Raw genomic sequence first — 15,877 nt, 5'->3', positions numbered from 1 at the left:
GGGAATATATGCAAAAGTGGAAGCTCATATATCAGGTGATTATTTTCCTATTACTTGTAGGTATTGGAATTGTGAAATACGCAACGCCAATAGGAAATTGGGCATCGTTTACAGCTTGCATCGGCATATTTTTCATTTTACAATCGTTAACGAAAAAATATAATAGTACAGAAAAATAGCTCGCCGCTAAAACGGCGAGCTATTTTGTTATGCTTTTTTCTTTTCATCATTCGTTTTTTCGGTAGCTAAGTGACTATGCTTTCTAGAGTAGAAGAAATAGAAGCATAAGCCGACTATAAGCCAAACGGCAAAGCTAATCCATGTTGTTTTAGACAAATTGATCATTAAATATAAGCAGCAAAGAATCGCGACAACTGGTAGTACAGGTACGAAAGGTGTGCGGAATCCGCGTTTTAAGTTAGGGTGTGTTTTTCGTAAAATAAGTACTGCACAGCAAACGAATGTAAAGGCTGTTAATGTACCGATGTTTACTAAATTCGCTAATACGTGCAGATCTAAAAGTCCTGCTAATAAAGCGGCAACAACACCAGTAATCCACGTATTTAATAAAGGGATTTTCACTCTTTTATTTACACGTGCTAACGCTTTTGGAAGTAAACCGTCACGGCTCATCGCATACGAAACGCGAACTTGTCCATACATAACGACTAAGAGAACGGTTGTCATTCCAGTCATCGCTCCAACAGCGAGTAGTCCTGCAATTGTATCTTCGCCAACGAAATGTAAGGCAAAAGCAACTGGATCAGAAACATCTAATTGTGTATAAGGAACCATACCTGTTAAAACGAAAGATACGATCATATATAAAACAGTGCAAATAAGAAGGGAACCGATAATGCCGATTGGTAAATCGCGCTGTGGTTTTTTCGTTTCTTCCGCAGCGGTTGCGATTGCATCAAAGCCTAAGAAGGCGAAGAATACAGTAGCAGCTCCAGTAATAATACCGTCGTACCCGAATGGAATGAACGGCGTCCAATTTTCAGGCTTTACATATTTTGCGCCTGCTACGATAAAGGCGATAATAACAGCCAATTTAATAAGAACCATAATATTATTAATGCGTGCGCTTTCACGTATACCAAAACTTAAAAGACCTGTAATGAGTAGTAAAATACAAACAGCTGGTAAATCGATGAGACCACCTTTTCCTACGCCAGGGGCCGAGGCGATTATGGCGGGCAGATGAACGTTAAATCCTTGTAGTAAAGATTGTAAATAACCAGACCAACCGACAGCTACTGCTGCAACGGCAAGTAAATATTCGAGCATTAAACACCATCCGACGATGAAGGCGACGACTTCTCCGACTGTCATGTATGCGTAAGTATACACACTTCCTGAGACAGGAATAGAAGAAGCAAATTCGGCATAACAAAAGGCTACACAAGCACAAGTAAATGCAGCAATAAGAAATGATAGCATAATACCAGGACCAGAATGTTTCGCTGCAACAATACCTGTTAATACAAATATCCCTGTCCCAATTACGGCGCCAATTCCTAAAAACGTTAAATCAAGTGCGGTTAATGTTCTTTGTAGTTGTCGTGGTGATTCAGTAGTAATCGCCTTTTTTCGTAATAATGATTTCACTTTGGACTCTCCCCCCGTTTTTCATTTCCATAACTGCGAATGTAGTATGAGCCCACTAGAAAAGAGTATGTAAGGAAATGGAGGTACAGTTATGGTGCGTAGTTTTTTAAAATTGCTGGATTAATCTTAATATAATTCAGAATATTTTGTCAAATAAAAATATGACAAATAAAATGCGGATGAATAGGAGAAACTACTTGCAGGAATGGACGAGGGTTAACGACCCACTGATTAAAGTTAAAGTAGGAGAAGATGTTATGTTATTTTATTTTGAACTTGTCGTCATTTTACTTTGTACGAAATTAGCTGGTGATATTAGCGTGAGGCTTGGCCAGCCTTCTGTACTTGGTAAATTAATTATCGGTATTATTATCGGTCCAGCTGTACTTGGTATTATAAATAGTTCTGAACTGATTGATGAGCTGAGTGAGATTGGTGTTTTACTCCTTATGTTTATGGCTGGACTTGAAACAGATTTAGAAGAACTAAATCGGAATTTGAAATCATCATTTGCAGTAGCAGCTGGTGGAATTATTTTTCCTTTCATAGGTGGTTATGTAACAGGATTGCTGTTTGGACTAATACAATCTCATGCAATTTTTTTAGGGTTATTACTTTGCGCAACGTCAGTTAGTATTACAGTGCAAACGCTAAGAGATTTAGGAAAAATGAATACGAGAGAAAGTACAACGATTTTAGGTGCTGCCGTATTTGATGACGTCATCGTCGTTATTTTATTAGCGTTTGTTATGAGCTTTTTAGGAACGCAAGATGTGAATATAACACTTGTTATCGTAAAGAAAATTATCTTCTTTGTTAGCATTGTTTTTATTGCATGGAAAGTTGTTCCTTGGATTATGAAAATGCTCGTGCCGCTTCGTGTAACAGAAGCGTTAATTAGCGCGGCTCTTATTATTTGCTTCTCTTTTTCTTATTACAGTGAAATGATGGGAATTGCAGGCATTATTGGAGCATTTGCAGCCGGAATTGCCATTTCTCAAACAGAGTATAAGCACGAAGTAGAACATAAAATTGAACCGATTGCTTATGCAATATTTGTACCGGTGTTCTTCGTAAGTATCGGAATGGAAATTACATTTCAAGGTATCGGAAGCCAGCTTTGGTTCATTATCATCATGACGCTTATTGCGATTTTCACAAAGTTAATTGGATCAGGTTTAGGAGCAAGACTAACAGGATTCAACCTTCAATCTTCTATTAGTATTGGTGCGGGAATGGTATCGCGTGGTGAAGTAGCACTTATTATTGCTGCAAATGGACTGGCGGCGAATTTACTAGCGAAAGAAAATTTCACAGCGATTGTTATTGTTGTTATATTGACGACGATTATTACGCCGCCGCTTTTGAAGAAGTATTTTGTATAGAGAGGAAGGGCTTATCTGATGTGGGTAAGCTCTTTTTTTATAGTAAAAAGCAATAGTCATTAGCTTGAATAGGTTGTAATTATGGTAAAATCTATGTATGTAATATGACGAGGAGAGGGAAGGTTATCGGTATAATCATACTTATTGCAGTATGTACACCGTTTACTGCATGGAAAGAATCAAAAGCGAAAGATTTTCCGGTTTCTATTTTTTCTTCCTATGTAGAAGATGAAAACCCGAAAGACTATAAGTAGAATGCTTTTGTATCTGACTGTGCAGTTTGGATACATGGATGGGGAAAATACCGATTTGAAGGTGAAATAACGTTATATAAAAAAGGGATGGAACTGTAATTGTTCACCATCCACCTGGTAATGATGGTTTTTATCTATATGGTGTAAATGATAGTAGAGAATATACGCAACCGTAAGAAGTGGAGGTTAAATAGTGAAAGCTTCAACATTACTATTTAAAATTGAAAGTAATATGGATCAATTTTCACCAGCTGAAAAGAAGGTTGCCATGTACATAACGGAGAATGCAGAGATTGTTCCGAACTTAACGACGAAAGAAGTGTCAACGAATGCAGGCGCAAGTGAGGCGAGTGTCGTTCGCTTTTGTAAATCGATTGGGATTGGGAGCTTTAAAGCATTTAAAATCGCGCTCGTTCGTGAATTAACGATTGCTGATTATAATATTAACGATTTTTCAGTGATGAATACGGAAGATGGACCGTATGACTTGTTTAATAAAGTTACATATGTGAATAAAGCTGCAATTGAGGCGAGCGTGACGGCGATAGATAAAAAAGAACTTGAAAAAGCTGCAGATCATATTGTAAATGCCGATAAAATTATCTTTTACGGAGTAGGCGGGTCAGCTACTCCGGCGATGGACGGAGCTTATAAATTTACAAGGCTCGGATTTACAGCGATGATGCTATCTGATTTTCATATGATGTTGCCGCTTGTGACGAATTTAAAAGAAGGCGATATATTTGTGGCGATTTCAACATCTGGTCGTACGAAAGATGTACTTGAAATGGCGCAATATGCGAAGAGACAGGGTGCAACAGTTATTGCGATTACGAAGCTTGATCAATCATCACCGTTATATAAAGAGGCGGATATTCGTCTTTGTATGCCAGATGTAGAACAAGATCATCGTATTGCAAGTATTGCTTCAAGAATGACGCAATTGAACATGATAGATGCTCTATATGTGATTACCTTTAATCGCATTGGTAATAAAGTGCTAGATCAATTTATGGAAACAAGAGAAGAAGCTTTGCGATTACGGAAGCTGAAATGAGAAGATGGGGAAACCCATCTTTTTTGCATACGGACGGACATAAATTCGTCATGAAAAGAAATTAAATTTCATAAAATAATAAAGTAATATTGATTTTAAATTTCTTAAAGTTATAATGAAAGTATGAAATTAAATTTCAAAGTAGGTGGGAATATGTTAGAAAATTTATCGACAGAACATCGTAATGAGAAGACGATGAATTTAGATGAGATGAGCATAAAAGAAGTTCTGCAAAGTATGAATGAAGAAGATCGAACTGTTGCATTAGCAGTTGAAAAAGAGATAGAACAAATTGAAAAGGTTGTACAGACTGTTATTCAATCTTTTGAAGAAGAAGGCCGATTAATTTACATTGGGGCTGGCACGAGTGGCCGTTTAGGTATTTTAGACGCAGTGGAATGCCCGCCGACATTTGGTACAGATGATAAAATGGTGCAAGGATTTATAGCAGGTGGATTGAAAGCGTTTACCAAAGCGGTGGAAGGTGCCGAAGACCGCGAAGAGTTAGCAGAAGAAGATTTAAAAAGTATTGGATTAAACGAAAAAGATACTGTAATTGGAATTGCTGCAAGTGGCAGAACTCCTTACGTAATTGGCGGCTTGAAGTACGCGAATAGCGTAGGAGCGAGTACAGCTAGTATCTCCTGTAATAAAAATGCTGAAATAAGTAAATATGCAAAACTAAATGTGGAAGTAGAAACAGGCGCAGAAATTTTAACAGGTTCAACGCGGTTGAAGGCTGGTACAGCGCAAAAATTAGTACTGAATATGATTTCAACAGCTTCTATGATTGGTGTTGGAAAAGTATATAAAAATTTAATGGTAGATGTGCAATCTACGAATGAAAAGTTAATAGAACGATCAAAACGAATTATTGTGGAAGCAACAGGTGTTAGTTATGAAGTAGCGGCAGAGCATTATGAAAAAGCAGAACGTAACGTGAAAGCTGCGATTGTTATGGTGTTATTGCAGTGTGAGTATGGGGAAGCACTGGAGAAACTAAAAGAAGCGAAAGGGTTTGTGAAGAAGGCACTATAAAATAATAGGGAGGGGGATTCTATTATGAAGAAAGAAGAGAGAATGGCCAGAGAAATTTCAGAGCAACTTGGGGGAGTAAAAAATATTCGTGGCATTGCTCATTGTATGACGAGACTACGATTAACGTTTCATGATGAAAGTAAAGTAAACATGGACCTTTTAAAAAAGGTTGAAGGGGTTATGGGCGTTATTGAAGATGAGACGCTTCAAGTTGTCGTTGGTCCGGGAACGGTAAATAAAGTAGCAGCAGAGATGGAAGGTTTAACGGGACTGCGAATTGGTGAGGTGGCAGATCATCACCTTGAAGATCTTGGGCAAGAGATGAAGTCAGAGATTAAGAAGAAAAATAATACACCGGTGAAAAACTTTTTAAGAAAAATAGGAAGTATTTTCATTCCGTTAATTCCGGGTCTTGTTGCGTCAGGTATTATAAATGGGGTTGCTAACTTTGCGAAAAACGCAGGTGCTGATCCGAATGCAACATGGCTACAAATGTTACTACTTATTGGCGGCGGTATCTTTACATTCTTAGGCATTTTAGTCGGTTGGAATACAGCGAAAGAGTTTGGCGGGACTCCAGTTCTTGGGGCAATTGCTGGTATTTTAATTTTCAATCCAGCGATGGCGAACGTAAAGTTATTTGGTGAAGCGCTCGTACCCGGACGGGGCGGATTGTTTGCAGTTATTTTTGCAGCGTGGCTTATGGTTGTAGTGGAAAGACAAGTTCGAAAAGCTGTACCAAATGCAGTTGATATTATCATAACGCCACTTATTACTGTGTTAGTCGTAAGTATCGTAACGATGTTAGCAATTCAGCCGGTAGCAGGTTTCTTATCTGAAGGAATTACGAGCGGAATTAATGGTATTTTAAGTATTGGTGGCGCGTTTGCGGGAGCAGTACTTGCAGGAACATTTTTACCGCTCGTTATGGTCGGATTACATCACGGTTTAACACCGATTCATATGGAGTTTATTAATCAAACGCACGTAACACCTTTATTACCGGTACTTGCAATGGCTGGCGCTGGTCAAGTAGGTGCAGCGATTGCGATTTTTGTAAAAACAAAAAATAAACGACTTCGTAACGTAATTAAAGGGGCATTACCAGTTGGATTTTTAGGAATTGGCGAACCGTTATTATATGGGGTTACATTACCACTTGGAAAACCGTTTCTTACAGCTTGTTTAGGAGCAGCAGTTGGCGGTGCATTCCAAGCAGTTATGAAAACAGCTGCACTCGGAATCGGTGTATCTGGATTATCATTAATTCCGTTAATTGCTGATAATAAATATTTATTATATTTCCTTGGATTAGTAGTGGCATATACGTTCGGATTCATCTTTACGTACTTCTTCGGATTTAAAGAAGAAATGGCAGAAAACATATAGAGAAAGGGATTCCTTTCTCTTTTTTTATTCATAGAAAGGGAGATTCATATGCTAGGAGTATCAATTTATCTTTCAAAAGAGCGAGTAAAGAAACAAGAAGAATGGCTAAAAGTAGCGAAGAAAAACGGATTTTTATCTATTTTTACATCACTTCATATACCAGAAGATGATCCAAATACGTATAAAGAGTTAATTCAAATACTTGGGAAACAGGCTCTTGAAAATGAAATGGAATTAATGGTTGATGTTTCCCAAAAATCGCTACACCATTTAGGAATGACGTACGAAAATGTGGAAGAGTTAGTAGAGTGGGGAATTACTGGTTTACGAATGGACTATGGCATCACGCCAAAAGAAATCGCACGCGTATCTCACAAGATGAAAGTAGCTTTAAATGCGAGTACGATTACAGATTCATTTTGGAAAGAGTTAATTACTGAAAAGATACGGGTCGAGAATGTAGAAGCGTGGCATAATTTTTACCCGCGCCCAGAAACAGGACTAGCAAAGTCCTTTTTACAAAAACAAAACGAATATTTACATGCGTGCGGAATAAAAACGATGGCATTTATTCCAGGGGATGGGGAGAAACGGGGCCCGTTATATGAAGGATTACCAACGTTAGAAAAGCACCGCAATATGCGCCCGCTTGAAGCGTATTTAGAACTTGTACAACATTGTGGTGTCGATAAGGTGTTAATCGGGGATATAAGCGGAAGTGTAGAAAGTGTACAAGAGATAGCGAGTGCGAGTAGAGGGGTTATTCCGCTGCGGTACAAAGCGTTTATAACTGATAAAGAAGTATTAAAAATAGTGGAACGAGTGCATACAAATAGGCTGGATCCAGCCCGTGATGTCATTCGGTCTGTAGAATCACGAGAAGAAAATAAAGTGATTTTACAGCCAATGAATGCAATTTTAAGAAAGAAAGGCAGCATTACAATTGATAATGAATTGTACGGTAGATATGCAGGAGAGATGCAAGTTGCTATACATGATTTGCCTGTAGATGAGAAAGTGAACGTTGTTGGCATGGTTGTAGAAGAGGATATTTCTTTATTGCCGTATGTTGGCACTGGAAAAATGTTTCAACTTTTTTGTGCGATAGAGTAAAAGCTTGAATTAACGCTACTTTGTAGGAAAACATTATCCGTAAAAGGGATAATGTTTTTTGTTTTCTTTAAAAAAGTATTTGACGAATGAAATGAAATACCGTATTGTTTTGACTTGTAAATAAAAGTTCACCATAACAAAACAAAAAGGAGAGAAAAAAATGAATCAATATATTGGGAATTTAATTATTCGTATCGTGTTAGGAGTAACGTTCTTTGCACATGGTTTAGCGAAGTTTCAATCAGGTATCGATAACGTAGCAGGCTGGTTTACAAGCATTGGCTTACCGGGTGGTCTAGCGTATGGCGTAGCAACAGTTGAATTAGTTGGTGGTATATTATTAATTATCGGTTTAGGCGTACGATATGTAGGATTGTTATTTGCACTAATTTTAGCTGGAGCTATCGTAAAGGTAAATGGAGCAGCAGGTTTATTAGGAGATGGAAAGAATCCAGGATATGAATTAGACCTTGCATTATTATCAATGGGTGCGTATTTATTCGTTGTAAAAGCAGAAGGATATGTAGATCGTTTCTTAAAAGAGAAAGTAATGAAAACGAAGTAGATTTTATTTATAAATTGTTGACTTGAATCATTATTGTAACTATAATAATTACAACGTATAGATTAAGAATAAAATAATTTAAATATTTTTTTGTACAAGTTGTAACACAGTTGGTTACAACTTGTACAAAAAATAAAACGGGAGGAAGTAACATGTCTAAATCAAATTTAGAAATAATTCGAAGTACATATGAAGGATCAGCTTCTTCGAATGCGAAACATTTAGTAGAAGCTCTCTCTGAAAAAGCAGAATGGACAGAGGCAGAAGGGTTCCCGTACGGGGGAACTTATATCGGTGTAGAAGCAATAATGGAAAATGTATTTAGCCGATTAGGATCAGAATGGGATGATTATAAAGCAAGTGTAAATACATATCATGAAGTAAGCGGAAAAGATGTAATTATTGCTGAAGGTATGTATTCAGGAGTTTATAAAGAAACGGGAAAATCATTTGAAGCAGAATTTGTTCATGTATGGCAACTTGAGAACGGAAAAATTGTGAAGTTTAAGCAATATGTAGATAGTCATCTTGTTAGAGAAGCGATGAAGAGTTAATGCTTTTTAAATGGGGCGTAGGTATATGCATTACAATTATAATAATTTTCTCGTCTATAGTTGGCGGAAAGAAATTGCTTGCATATGTGGAAAAAGAAAATAAAAATATTCAAACCCAGCAAGTGGCAAACGAAAAAGAGAAGAAAGTTGCAGAAGAATCTCCGCAAGTTAGTGAAGGTGAAATTATTTCTACTATGCACAAAATGGTACACCAAAAGGTAAAATCCTCTGAAAAATGGGGATTTGTAGAAATGACAAACAAGGAAATTTCTAATGTGAAAAGAGGTATTGAAAATAGCACAGGTTTTCAATATAAAATGAAGTTATTTTCTATTATAAATAGATGGGAAAAAGGAGATTTTTCTCAAACTGTTGAGGAGCATAACTTTTTATGGAGCCTTCAAGGTGGAGATACTGGCAAGGCGACGGAACGTTTATCGCCAGAAGAGGAAAAGCAGTATATAAAAGAAATGAAGAGAAAATAAAAACATCGCCAACCCAGATGACGATGTTTTTTCATTAAGAATGTTTTCGCATTAAAGGTCTAACAGGCTGAACGGCAACTGTTTTGAAATGAGAAAATAAATAACATCCTGTCACAACGATCATTGTCCCTAAAATTTGAATCCACGTTAATTCTTCTCCGAGGAAAAGGAATGCTAAAATAGCTGTGAAAATGGGATTGAAGTTTAGAAAAATGCCGGATGTAGTTGCTCCTAATTTTTGTACGCCAACATTCCAAAATACCATACAAAGAACTGTGGAAATGAGTCCTGTATATAAAAGTGATGTTATAAAAGAAGTGTTGATATTTGTAACAGTGAAGCTTCCAATGTTAAATGGCAGTAATAAAATAACGCCGAAAATACCAGAGTAAAGCGTCGCCATGAGCGGTGTCGTTGTTTTTGTTGCCCATTTACTACAAACAGAATAGATTCCCCAAATACAAACTGCCGCAATCATCCATAAATCGCCGCTATTAAAATGTAGTGAAAATAAAAGTGCAAAGTTACCTTTTAATAGGACGAGGATAACCCCGAAGAATGAAAGAATCATAGATAAAATTTGAAGTGTATTTACTTTTTCTTTTAGAAATAAGACAGAAAATAATGCGATTGAAATTGCATTTAATGTAGAAATAAGCCCTACGTTTGTTGCGGATGTTTTTTCTAATGCTAAAAATTGAAAGATGTTAAAAAGAGCAACCCCTGAAATTCCCATCAATATTAACGGAAGTATTGCCGCGCGTGGTGGAATGATTTTTTTTTCTTTAAACCATACCATTGGTAATAAACAAACAATCGCAATCATCCATCTTAAACTTGTAAGTGTCATTGGAGATGCGTGATCAACAAGTGATTTTCCAACGACAAAGTTTCCTCCCCATAATAAGCTCGTTAGTAATAGTAAAAAGACATAAAAATAAGGCATATTAAAATCCCCTTTGTTGTAATCAATGTGAATTGTAAATAATTTTAACATTTTTCTTTATTGTGTAATATATTCTTTTGTATAATGGATAAAAGTCGATAAAATATTTTGTTTTAGAAGATATTTAAAGAAAGATATTCAATTTTATATAAGTTATAAGGTGTTTTTTCGAATAATCATCGGTAAGAAATAAGGGGGAATTATAATGGAGTCGTCTGTTATTAAAGTGTTGGATGATTTAGATGTACAAATTTTAGATATATTACAGAAGGAGTCACAAGTAAGTAATGCAGAGCTTGCGCGACGTGTTAATTTATCACCAGCTGCGATGCATGCGAGAATAAAAAGATTAGATGGAGAAGGATTCATTGATAAGCAAGTAGCCATTTTAAACCAAGAAAAGCTTGGTTTTGATTTGTTATGCTTCATTTTTATGAGTACGAATATTCATCAATCGGATAAACTTGAAGTGTTGGAAAAAGAATTAGAAGCGATGCCGGAAGTGTTAGAATGTCACTGTTTAACAGGGGAGTATGATTATTTATTAAAGGTTGCAAATCGTGATCGTAAAGAACTAGAGCAGTTTATTAGAAAGCTAAATAAGCTTGGTATTACAAGGATACAGACGAGTTTAGCACTTCGTGAAATTAAATATTCGACGGTATTACCGATACGAAATGAGGAACCGAGCATCGATTAGATTGCTTGGTTTTTTGTTTGTATAAAGTGATTGACGAGAAGAAAAGAGAGATGTATTATTATATAAAATTATGTATTAAAATTCATTTTTAGTTATAAATATTAATATCGGGGGCAAGGGGATAGCATATGAAAATCTGTAATGCGGTTACGAGTGATGTGAAAGAAATTTATAGTCTCATTGAAGTTTATGCAAAAGAGGGGGTAGTTTTACCGCGTTCTCTTTTGTCTCTCTATCAATATTTACAATGTTTATATGTTATGAAAGAAGAGGGGAAAATCGTTGGAGTTGCTGGTTTACATGTATTAGGGGAGGACCTTGCAGAAGTACGATCGTTAGTCGTTTCGCATACATATGCAGGGAAAGGTATCGGACGTATGTTAGTAAACCATGTAATAAATGAGGCAGCGAAAATAAAAGTGAGCAGAGTTATTTCTTTAACATATGAAACGGAATTTTTTCAAAAGTGCGGGTTTGATTTTGTGAATAGAGAGGCGTTACCAGAGAAGGTATGGATTGATTGTAGACATTGTCCAAAGGTAGATTATTGTGATGAAGTAGCGATGATTCGGTACGTTGGATGAAGCAAAAGAAATAAGAGCAGCTAGCAAAAGCTAACTGCTCTATTTAAGGGATCTCTCCAAGGGGGAGTGGAGAAAATATTATGTTACTAGCAGTATTGACAGATTATTAGGAAATATACAAATCAGATGAAAGAAATTTTAAATAAACTTTCGGCATTGACAGTTTTTAAAATATTCATGTACAATACATATGAATGACATTCAGTCATTTCCTGTGTCAGGATGTAGTTAGTTTGAAAACGGAACAAATACAAAAGGTAAATGAGGATGATAGTTGTTTATATATAGTAGTGATGAAAGAGCATATTTTTTTAAAACAAAAATGACTGATAGTCAGTCATGAGAGGTGAGAGGTATGAAAAATAAAGCTTGGTTATATGTCATATTAACATGTATCTTTGAAATTTTTTGGGTGTTTGGTTTTAATACGGCCAATACTTGGTGGCATTGGATTATTATTTTAGGAGTTATCGCTGTTGATTTTCACTTCCTTTCTAAAGCGTGTGAACATCTTGCAACAGGGACTGTATATGCTGTTTTCGCCGGAGCTGGTACGGTAGGTACTTTCTTAATGGATGTATTCCTTTTCGGCGGGAGTTTCAGTGTAGGAAAATTATTCTTTATCGTGATGGTTGTAGCTGGCGTTATCGGTTTAAAGCTAGCTGATAATAAAGAAGATACTATGGAAGGAGCTGCTTAAAGATGGGTTGGTTTTTCGTATTTTGTGCTGCAATTAGTGAAATAGTCGGTGTGATCGGTCTTAAAATGTATAGTAAAGATAAAACGTTAGCGAATGGAGCACTTTATATAGGCGGGTTTGCTACATCCTTTGCATTCTTGTATACATCTTTCTTATTTTTACAAGTAAGTGTCGCGTATGCGGTTTGGATTGGTATTGGAACAGCAGGTGCCGTTTTATTAAACATGTTCCTGTTTGGTGAGTCGAAAAGTAAAGCACGTATCATTAGTGTAGCTCTTATTGTATGCGGCGTGACAGGGTTAAAGGCTCTTTCTTAAAGGTATTTGGCATTTTTATCTCCTAATTTTTTGTTAGGAGATTTTATTATGAAAAAAATGATTTCCTCGCAAAGTTCACTATCATTGACAGTACAATCGATTATCTTATAAAATGAGTGACAGTCATTCAATACGCGTGTGAAAGGGTTTAGATGATGAATAAAAAAGAGAAAATTGTCTATGCAGCGATTGAAGTATTTCAGGAAAAGGGCGTTGAAAAAACGAAGATTTCTGATATCGTGAAATTAGCTGGCATTGCACAAGGAACTTTCTATTTATATTTTCCTTCTAAGTTATCTGTTATGCCTGCAATAGCAGAAGTGATGGTTGAGAAGATGATCCTTGCAGTGAAAGAGAAAGTGCAAAATGATGCGCCTTTCTCAAGTAAAGTAACGCAAGTAATAGATGCGGTGTTTCACTTCATAGAGGAATATCGTGAAATACAAGCTTTAATGTATGCAGGTCTTGCATCTACAGAACATATAAAAGAATGGGAAGCTGTGTATGAGCCTCTTTATATGTGGCTAAGTGAATTTTTAAGTGGGGCGAAAGAAGCTGGTGAAATTCGTGATTCGGTTCACGCAGAGCGAACAGCGAAGTTATTTATCGCTCTAGTTGAATCAGCAGCGGAACAAGTGTATTTATATGATCATAAAGATGATGAGCAAGTCGAGTTACAAAAGGCAGAAGTACTAGATTTTTTAACACATGCATTACATATAAAGAAATAGTGAGATGAACCTGTCTGAGAAGGTAGGTTCATTTTTGAGGAAAACTGAATGATAGTCATTCACCTAATGCGTATGTATGTGTGGAAGGATACAGTGAAATTCTAACGAGTAGGGGCATCTCTACTCATGATTAGCCCACAAATAGCAGGATAAAGAAAAAGCTTCTTGGGCATTATTTTTTTGAGGGGAGCTTACGGGAAGAGGTGTTGAAAGTGAAGAAACCGATAAAAGAACAAAAGATGGTACTGGTCATTCTTTTGAGTAATATATTTATCGCTTTTTTAGGGATTGGATTAATCATTCCGGTTATGCCGTCCTTTATGAATGATATGGGTTTAACAGGTAAGACGATGGGATATCTCGTTGCAGTGTTTGCAATGGCTCAGCTTATTGCTTCACCTATTACAGGCCGGTGGGTCGACCTTTATGGTAGGAAGAAAATGATAATCATTGGATTATTTATTTTTGGTGTTTCAGAGCTTCTTTTCGGATTAGGAACTGATGTATGGATGCTATATGCAGCGAGGGTGTTAGGCGGAATTAGTGCTGCTTTTATCATGCCTGGTGTTACGGCATATGTTGCGGATATTACATCTATACAGGAACGTCCAAAGGCGATGGGCTATTTATCTGCTGCTATTAGTACCGGCTTTATTATAGGACCTGGAATTGGCGGATTTATTGCAGAATACGGTATACGTGTACCGTTTTTTGTTGCAGCTGCAATTGCTTTTATAGCATGTGTCATTTCGATCTTTATTTTGAAAGAACCGTTAACGAAAGAAGAGCTTGCAGAGATTTCTTCTAATACGAAAGAATCAAGCTTTATTGGTGATTTAAAGAAATCATTACATCCAATGTATGCAATTGCATTTATCATCGTATTTGTACTTGCGTTCGGTTTATCGGCGTATGAAACGGTGTTCAGTCTGTTTTCTGATCATAAGTTTGGATTCACACCGAAAGATATCGCGGCAATTATTACAATTAGTTCAATCTTTGGGGTAGTTGTGCAAGTATTTATGTTTGGTAAATTGGTTGATATATTCGGTGAAAAAGTGTTAATTCAAATCTGTTTAATTGTAGGCGCAGTATTAGCGTTCGTTTCAACTGTAGTCTTTAATTATTGGATTGTACTTCTCGTTACGTGCTTCATTTTCCTTGCATTTGATTTACTTCGTCCAGCTTTAACGACGTTTTTATCAAAAGCAGCTGGAAAAGAGCAAGGATTCGTTGCTGGTATGAACTCGACTTATACGAGTTTAGGAAATATAGCAGGACCAGCGATGGGCGGAATATTATTTGATATGAATATTCATTATCCATATGCATTTTCAGGAGTTGTCTTAATAGTTGGTCTCGCTATTACATTTATGTGGAGAGAGAAACAGTTAGCTGAAAGTTTTGCGAAGTAATCAAACCCCTTACAACGGTAAGGGGTTTTTGTTTTATAAACTTAATCCAAATCGTTTTAATTCAATAAAAATCCTCTCTAATTGCTTTCCTTTATCCGTTAATGTGTACTCTACACGAGGCGGAACTTCTGGATATACTTTTCTCGTTATAATGTCTTGAGCTTCTAATTCTTTTAGTTGAAGCAATAATGTTTTCGGACTAATGCCGTCCATTGATTTTGTAAATCACTAAAGTGTAATGTTCCTTCGATAAGAAGGTCACGGATGATTAAAAACGTCCATTTTGTACGAATTACATCAATCGTTTTAGCGATAGGGCACAAGGTATGCCAGGTAAACCTTTCATTAATTCAACTGGATTTATATCGTTCATGGAACTAGCCTCACCGCCATCAACCTAAGAAATGCAAATACCCTCAAAACGAAAAAATGAATATTTTATTACAAGTTAGTACAAAATTTCGTTCTGGGGGTACTATAAAATTTTAGCTGAATAACGATGTGGCGGGACCCAAAAAATGCGTTTTAGTCTTTAAACACGCTCAGTTTTTCAAATAGATCTCCCAGGATATTGATAAACATTTCTTTTTCCTCATCGCTGTAGTTTTCCATTACCGCAGAGATTTTACTAAAATGACCGGGTAGAAATTGTTTCAGTTGTTCTTTTCCCTCTTTTGTCAGTTCAATACTGATTTTTCGTTTATCCTTATTTTGATGCGTGCGGCTGACAAAACCGTCCCTCACCAGCCCGTCCAGCAAACCTGTAATTGTTGCTTTCGTAACGTTTGATTGCTTTGCAAGTTCTGTCGGACTTAACGAGTGGTCTTTTGCGTCGAAGAGTAGCATCAGGATTTTGAATTTTCCTTCAGACAGCCCTCTTCCTGCAAAGTAACGCTCCATCACATGATTCATTTTTTTTGATATATCAAATAGAGATAAAAACAATTCAAGAGAACTGGCATCTATATTGGAATACGTCTCGGTGTGTTCTGTTAAATATTTATATTTAGGTAAATGTTTTAATTCCATTAAA

Annotated in this window: 18 protein-coding genes and 2 pseudogenes; 16 read left to right on the top strand and 4 right to left on the bottom strand. The window is 36.5% G+C overall.

The features are described 5' to 3' along the window. The first annotated feature begins 8 nt into the window (after window positions 1-8). Entirely contained in the window at window positions 9-179 is a 171-nt protein-coding gene (locus QCI73_RS23315; RefSeq protein ID WP_001174836.1) for a hypothetical protein, read from the top strand. A 28-nt stretch (window positions 180-207) separates the two neighbouring features. On the opposite strand, the gene bcaP is transcribed toward QCI73_RS23315, so the two are convergent. Next, window positions 208-1,611, bottom strand: coding sequence for a branched-chain amino acid transporter BcaP (gene bcaP / locus QCI73_RS23310; protein WP_353823851.1), 1,404 nt, complete (start codon window positions 1,609-1,611; stop codon window positions 208-210). A gap of 161 nt (window positions 1,612-1,772) precedes the next feature. Between bcaP and QCI73_RS23305 the strand changes: the two genes are divergently transcribed. The 9 genes and pseudogenes from QCI73_RS23305 (at window position 1,773) to QCI73_RS23265 (ending at window position 9,451) form a co-directional block, all read left to right on the top strand. Then, on the top strand, window positions 1,773-2,996 hold the full coding sequence (locus QCI73_RS23305; protein WP_390892143.1) for a cation:proton antiporter: 1,224 nt from the start codon (window positions 1,773-1,775) through the stop codon (window positions 2,994-2,996). Between the two features lie 104 nt (window positions 2,997-3,100). Further along, a pseudogene (locus tag QCI73_RS23300) lies at window positions 3,101-3,426 on the top strand (outer surface protein). A gap of 17 nt (window positions 3,427-3,443) precedes the next feature. Next, window positions 3,444-4,307 (top strand): MurR/RpiR family transcriptional regulator, encoded by an 864-nt coding sequence (locus QCI73_RS23295; protein WP_000648179.1) that lies wholly within the window; start codon window positions 3,444-3,446, stop codon window positions 4,305-4,307. A 153-nt stretch (window positions 4,308-4,460) separates the two neighbouring features. Next, window positions 4,461-5,345 (top strand): N-acetylmuramic acid 6-phosphate etherase, encoded by an 885-nt coding sequence (gene murQ, locus QCI73_RS23290; protein ID WP_353823850.1) that lies wholly within the window; start codon window positions 4,461-4,463, stop codon window positions 5,343-5,345. 24 nt (window positions 5,346-5,369) lie between these two features. After that, complete coding sequence (locus tag QCI73_RS23285; protein WP_353823849.1) at window positions 5,370-6,734, top strand: PTS transporter subunit EIIC; 1,365 nt, start codon at window positions 5,370-5,372, stop codon at window positions 6,732-6,734. Window positions 6,735-6,782: 48 nt separating this feature from the next. Beyond that, window positions 6,783-7,847: a DUF871 domain-containing protein gene (locus QCI73_RS23280; protein ID WP_353823848.1), complete on the top strand. Its 1,065-nt coding sequence runs from the start codon at window positions 6,783-6,785 to the stop codon at window positions 7,845-7,847. A gap of 160 nt (window positions 7,848-8,007) precedes the next feature. Continuing rightward, the gene (locus QCI73_RS23275) at window positions 8,008-8,412 is read left to right on the top strand and encodes a DoxX family protein (protein ID WP_001077751.1); all 405 of its coding nucleotides are present in this window, start codon (window positions 8,008-8,010) and stop codon (window positions 8,410-8,412) included. A 152-nt stretch (window positions 8,413-8,564) separates the two neighbouring features. Further along, entirely contained in the window at window positions 8,565-8,966 is a 402-nt protein-coding gene (locus tag QCI73_RS23270) for a nuclear transport factor 2 family protein (RefSeq protein WP_353823847.1), read from the top strand. After that, complete coding sequence (locus QCI73_RS23265; RefSeq protein ID WP_353823846.1) at window positions 8,966-9,451, top strand: PRK06770 family protein; 486 nt, start codon at window positions 8,966-8,968, stop codon at window positions 9,449-9,451. The genes QCI73_RS23270 and QCI73_RS23265 overlap by 1 nt, the downstream gene beginning before the upstream one ends. A gap of 34 nt (window positions 9,452-9,485) precedes the next feature. On the opposite strand, the gene QCI73_RS23260 is transcribed toward QCI73_RS23265, so the two are convergent. Continuing rightward, complete coding sequence (locus QCI73_RS23260) at window positions 9,486-10,397, bottom strand: DMT family transporter (RefSeq protein WP_001146277.1); 912 nt, start codon at window positions 10,395-10,397, stop codon at window positions 9,486-9,488. Between the two features lie 205 nt (window positions 10,398-10,602). Between QCI73_RS23260 and QCI73_RS23255 the strand changes: the two genes are divergently transcribed. The 6 genes from QCI73_RS23255 to QCI73_RS23230 all read left to right on the top strand — a co-directional run bounded on the left by QCI73_RS23255 (window position 10,603) and on the right by QCI73_RS23230 (window position 14,844). Continuing rightward, entirely contained in the window at window positions 10,603-11,097 is a 495-nt protein-coding gene (locus tag QCI73_RS23255) for an Lrp/AsnC family transcriptional regulator (protein ID WP_000446106.1), read from the top strand. A gap of 128 nt (window positions 11,098-11,225) precedes the next feature. Next, a complete protein-coding gene (locus tag QCI73_RS23250; RefSeq protein ID WP_000686674.1) occupies window positions 11,226-11,681 on the top strand; it encodes an N-acetyltransferase in 456 nt (151 codons plus the stop codon). 355 nt (window positions 11,682-12,036) lie between these two features. Continuing rightward, window positions 12,037-12,381 carry a DMT family transporter gene (locus QCI73_RS23245; RefSeq protein WP_000790625.1) on the top strand — a complete coding sequence of 115 codons (345 nt, stop codon included), beginning with the start codon at window positions 12,037-12,039 and terminating at the stop codon, window positions 12,379-12,381. A gap of 2 nt (window positions 12,382-12,383) precedes the next feature. Continuing rightward, the gene (locus QCI73_RS23240; RefSeq protein WP_000539674.1) at window positions 12,384-12,698 is read left to right on the top strand and encodes a DMT family transporter; all 315 of its coding nucleotides are present in this window, start codon (window positions 12,384-12,386) and stop codon (window positions 12,696-12,698) included. 152 nt (window positions 12,699-12,850) lie between these two features. Continuing rightward, the gene (locus QCI73_RS23235; RefSeq protein ID WP_041184075.1) at window positions 12,851-13,429 is read left to right on the top strand and encodes a TetR/AcrR family transcriptional regulator; all 579 of its coding nucleotides are present in this window, start codon (window positions 12,851-12,853) and stop codon (window positions 13,427-13,429) included. A 212-nt stretch (window positions 13,430-13,641) separates the two neighbouring features. Next, window positions 13,642-14,844, top strand: coding sequence for an MFS transporter (locus QCI73_RS23230; protein WP_000742937.1), 1,203 nt, complete (start codon window positions 13,642-13,644; stop codon window positions 14,842-14,844). A gap of 33 nt (window positions 14,845-14,877) precedes the next feature. Here QCI73_RS23230 and QCI73_RS23225 read toward each other — a convergent pair. Together QCI73_RS23225 and yetL are read right to left on the bottom strand one after the other, a co-directional pair. Further along, window positions 14,878-15,217: pseudogene (locus tag QCI73_RS23225) on the bottom strand (winged helix-turn-helix transcriptional regulator). Between the two features lie 152 nt (window positions 15,218-15,369). Continuing rightward, window positions 15,370-15,873, bottom strand: a complete 504-nt coding sequence (gene yetL, locus QCI73_RS23220) for a transcriptional regulator YetL (RefSeq protein ID WP_000420689.1) — start codon at window positions 15,871-15,873, stop codon at window positions 15,370-15,372. Window positions 15,874-15,877: the final 4 nt, after the last annotated feature.

The sequence above is a fragment of the Bacillus cereus group sp. MG16 genome (genome assembly GCF_040459875.1).
GTDB lineage: Bacteria > Bacillota > Bacilli > Bacillales > Bacillaceae_G > Bacillus_A > Bacillus_A paranthracis.
The sequence above is the reverse complement of the archived record's forward strand: the minus strand, read 5'-3'. Positions and strand labels throughout refer to the sequence as shown.

What these genes read in the sequence shown, in the direction of transcription:
- QCI73_RS23315 (WP_001174836.1), top strand. Translation starts at nt 9, where the DNA reads ATGCAAAAGTGGAAGCTCATATATCAGGTGATTATTTTCCTATTACTT.
- QCI73_RS23305 (WP_390892143.1), top strand. Translation starts at nt 1,773, where the DNA reads ATGACAAATAAAATGCGGATGAATAGGAGAAACTACTTGCAGGAATGG.
- murQ (WP_353823850.1), top strand. Translation starts at nt 4,461, where the DNA reads ATGTTAGAAAATTTATCGACAGAACATCGTAATGAGAAGACGATGAAT.
- QCI73_RS23285 (WP_353823849.1), top strand. Translation starts at nt 5,370, where the DNA reads ATGAAGAAAGAAGAGAGAATGGCCAGAGAAATTTCAGAGCAACTTGGG.
- QCI73_RS23280 (WP_353823848.1), top strand. Translation starts at nt 6,783, where the DNA reads ATGCTAGGAGTATCAATTTATCTTTCAAAAGAGCGAGTAAAGAAACAA.
- QCI73_RS23275 (WP_001077751.1), top strand. Translation starts at nt 8,008, where the DNA reads ATGAATCAATATATTGGGAATTTAATTATTCGTATCGTGTTAGGAGTA.
- QCI73_RS23270 (WP_353823847.1), top strand. Translation starts at nt 8,565, where the DNA reads ATGTCTAAATCAAATTTAGAAATAATTCGAAGTACATATGAAGGATCA.
- QCI73_RS23265 (WP_353823846.1), top strand. Translation starts at nt 8,966, where the DNA reads ATGCTTTTTAAATGGGGCGTAGGTATATGCATTACAATTATAATAATT.
- QCI73_RS23260 (WP_001146277.1), bottom strand. Translation starts at nt 10,397, where the DNA reads ATGCCTTATTTTTATGTCTTTTTACTATTACTAACGAGCTTATTATGG.
- QCI73_RS23255 (WP_000446106.1), top strand. Translation starts at nt 10,603, where the DNA reads ATGGAGTCGTCTGTTATTAAAGTGTTGGATGATTTAGATGTACAAATT.
- QCI73_RS23250 (WP_000686674.1), top strand. Translation starts at nt 11,226, where the DNA reads ATGAAAATCTGTAATGCGGTTACGAGTGATGTGAAAGAAATTTATAGT.
- QCI73_RS23245 (WP_000790625.1), top strand. Translation starts at nt 12,037, where the DNA reads ATGAAAAATAAAGCTTGGTTATATGTCATATTAACATGTATCTTTGAA.
- QCI73_RS23240 (WP_000539674.1), top strand. Translation starts at nt 12,384, where the DNA reads ATGGGTTGGTTTTTCGTATTTTGTGCTGCAATTAGTGAAATAGTCGGT.
- QCI73_RS23235 (WP_041184075.1), top strand. Translation starts at nt 12,851, where the DNA reads ATGATGAATAAAAAAGAGAAAATTGTCTATGCAGCGATTGAAGTATTT.
- yetL (WP_000420689.1), bottom strand. Translation starts at nt 15,873, where the DNA reads ATGGAATTAAAACATTTACCTAAATATAAATATTTAACAGAACACACC.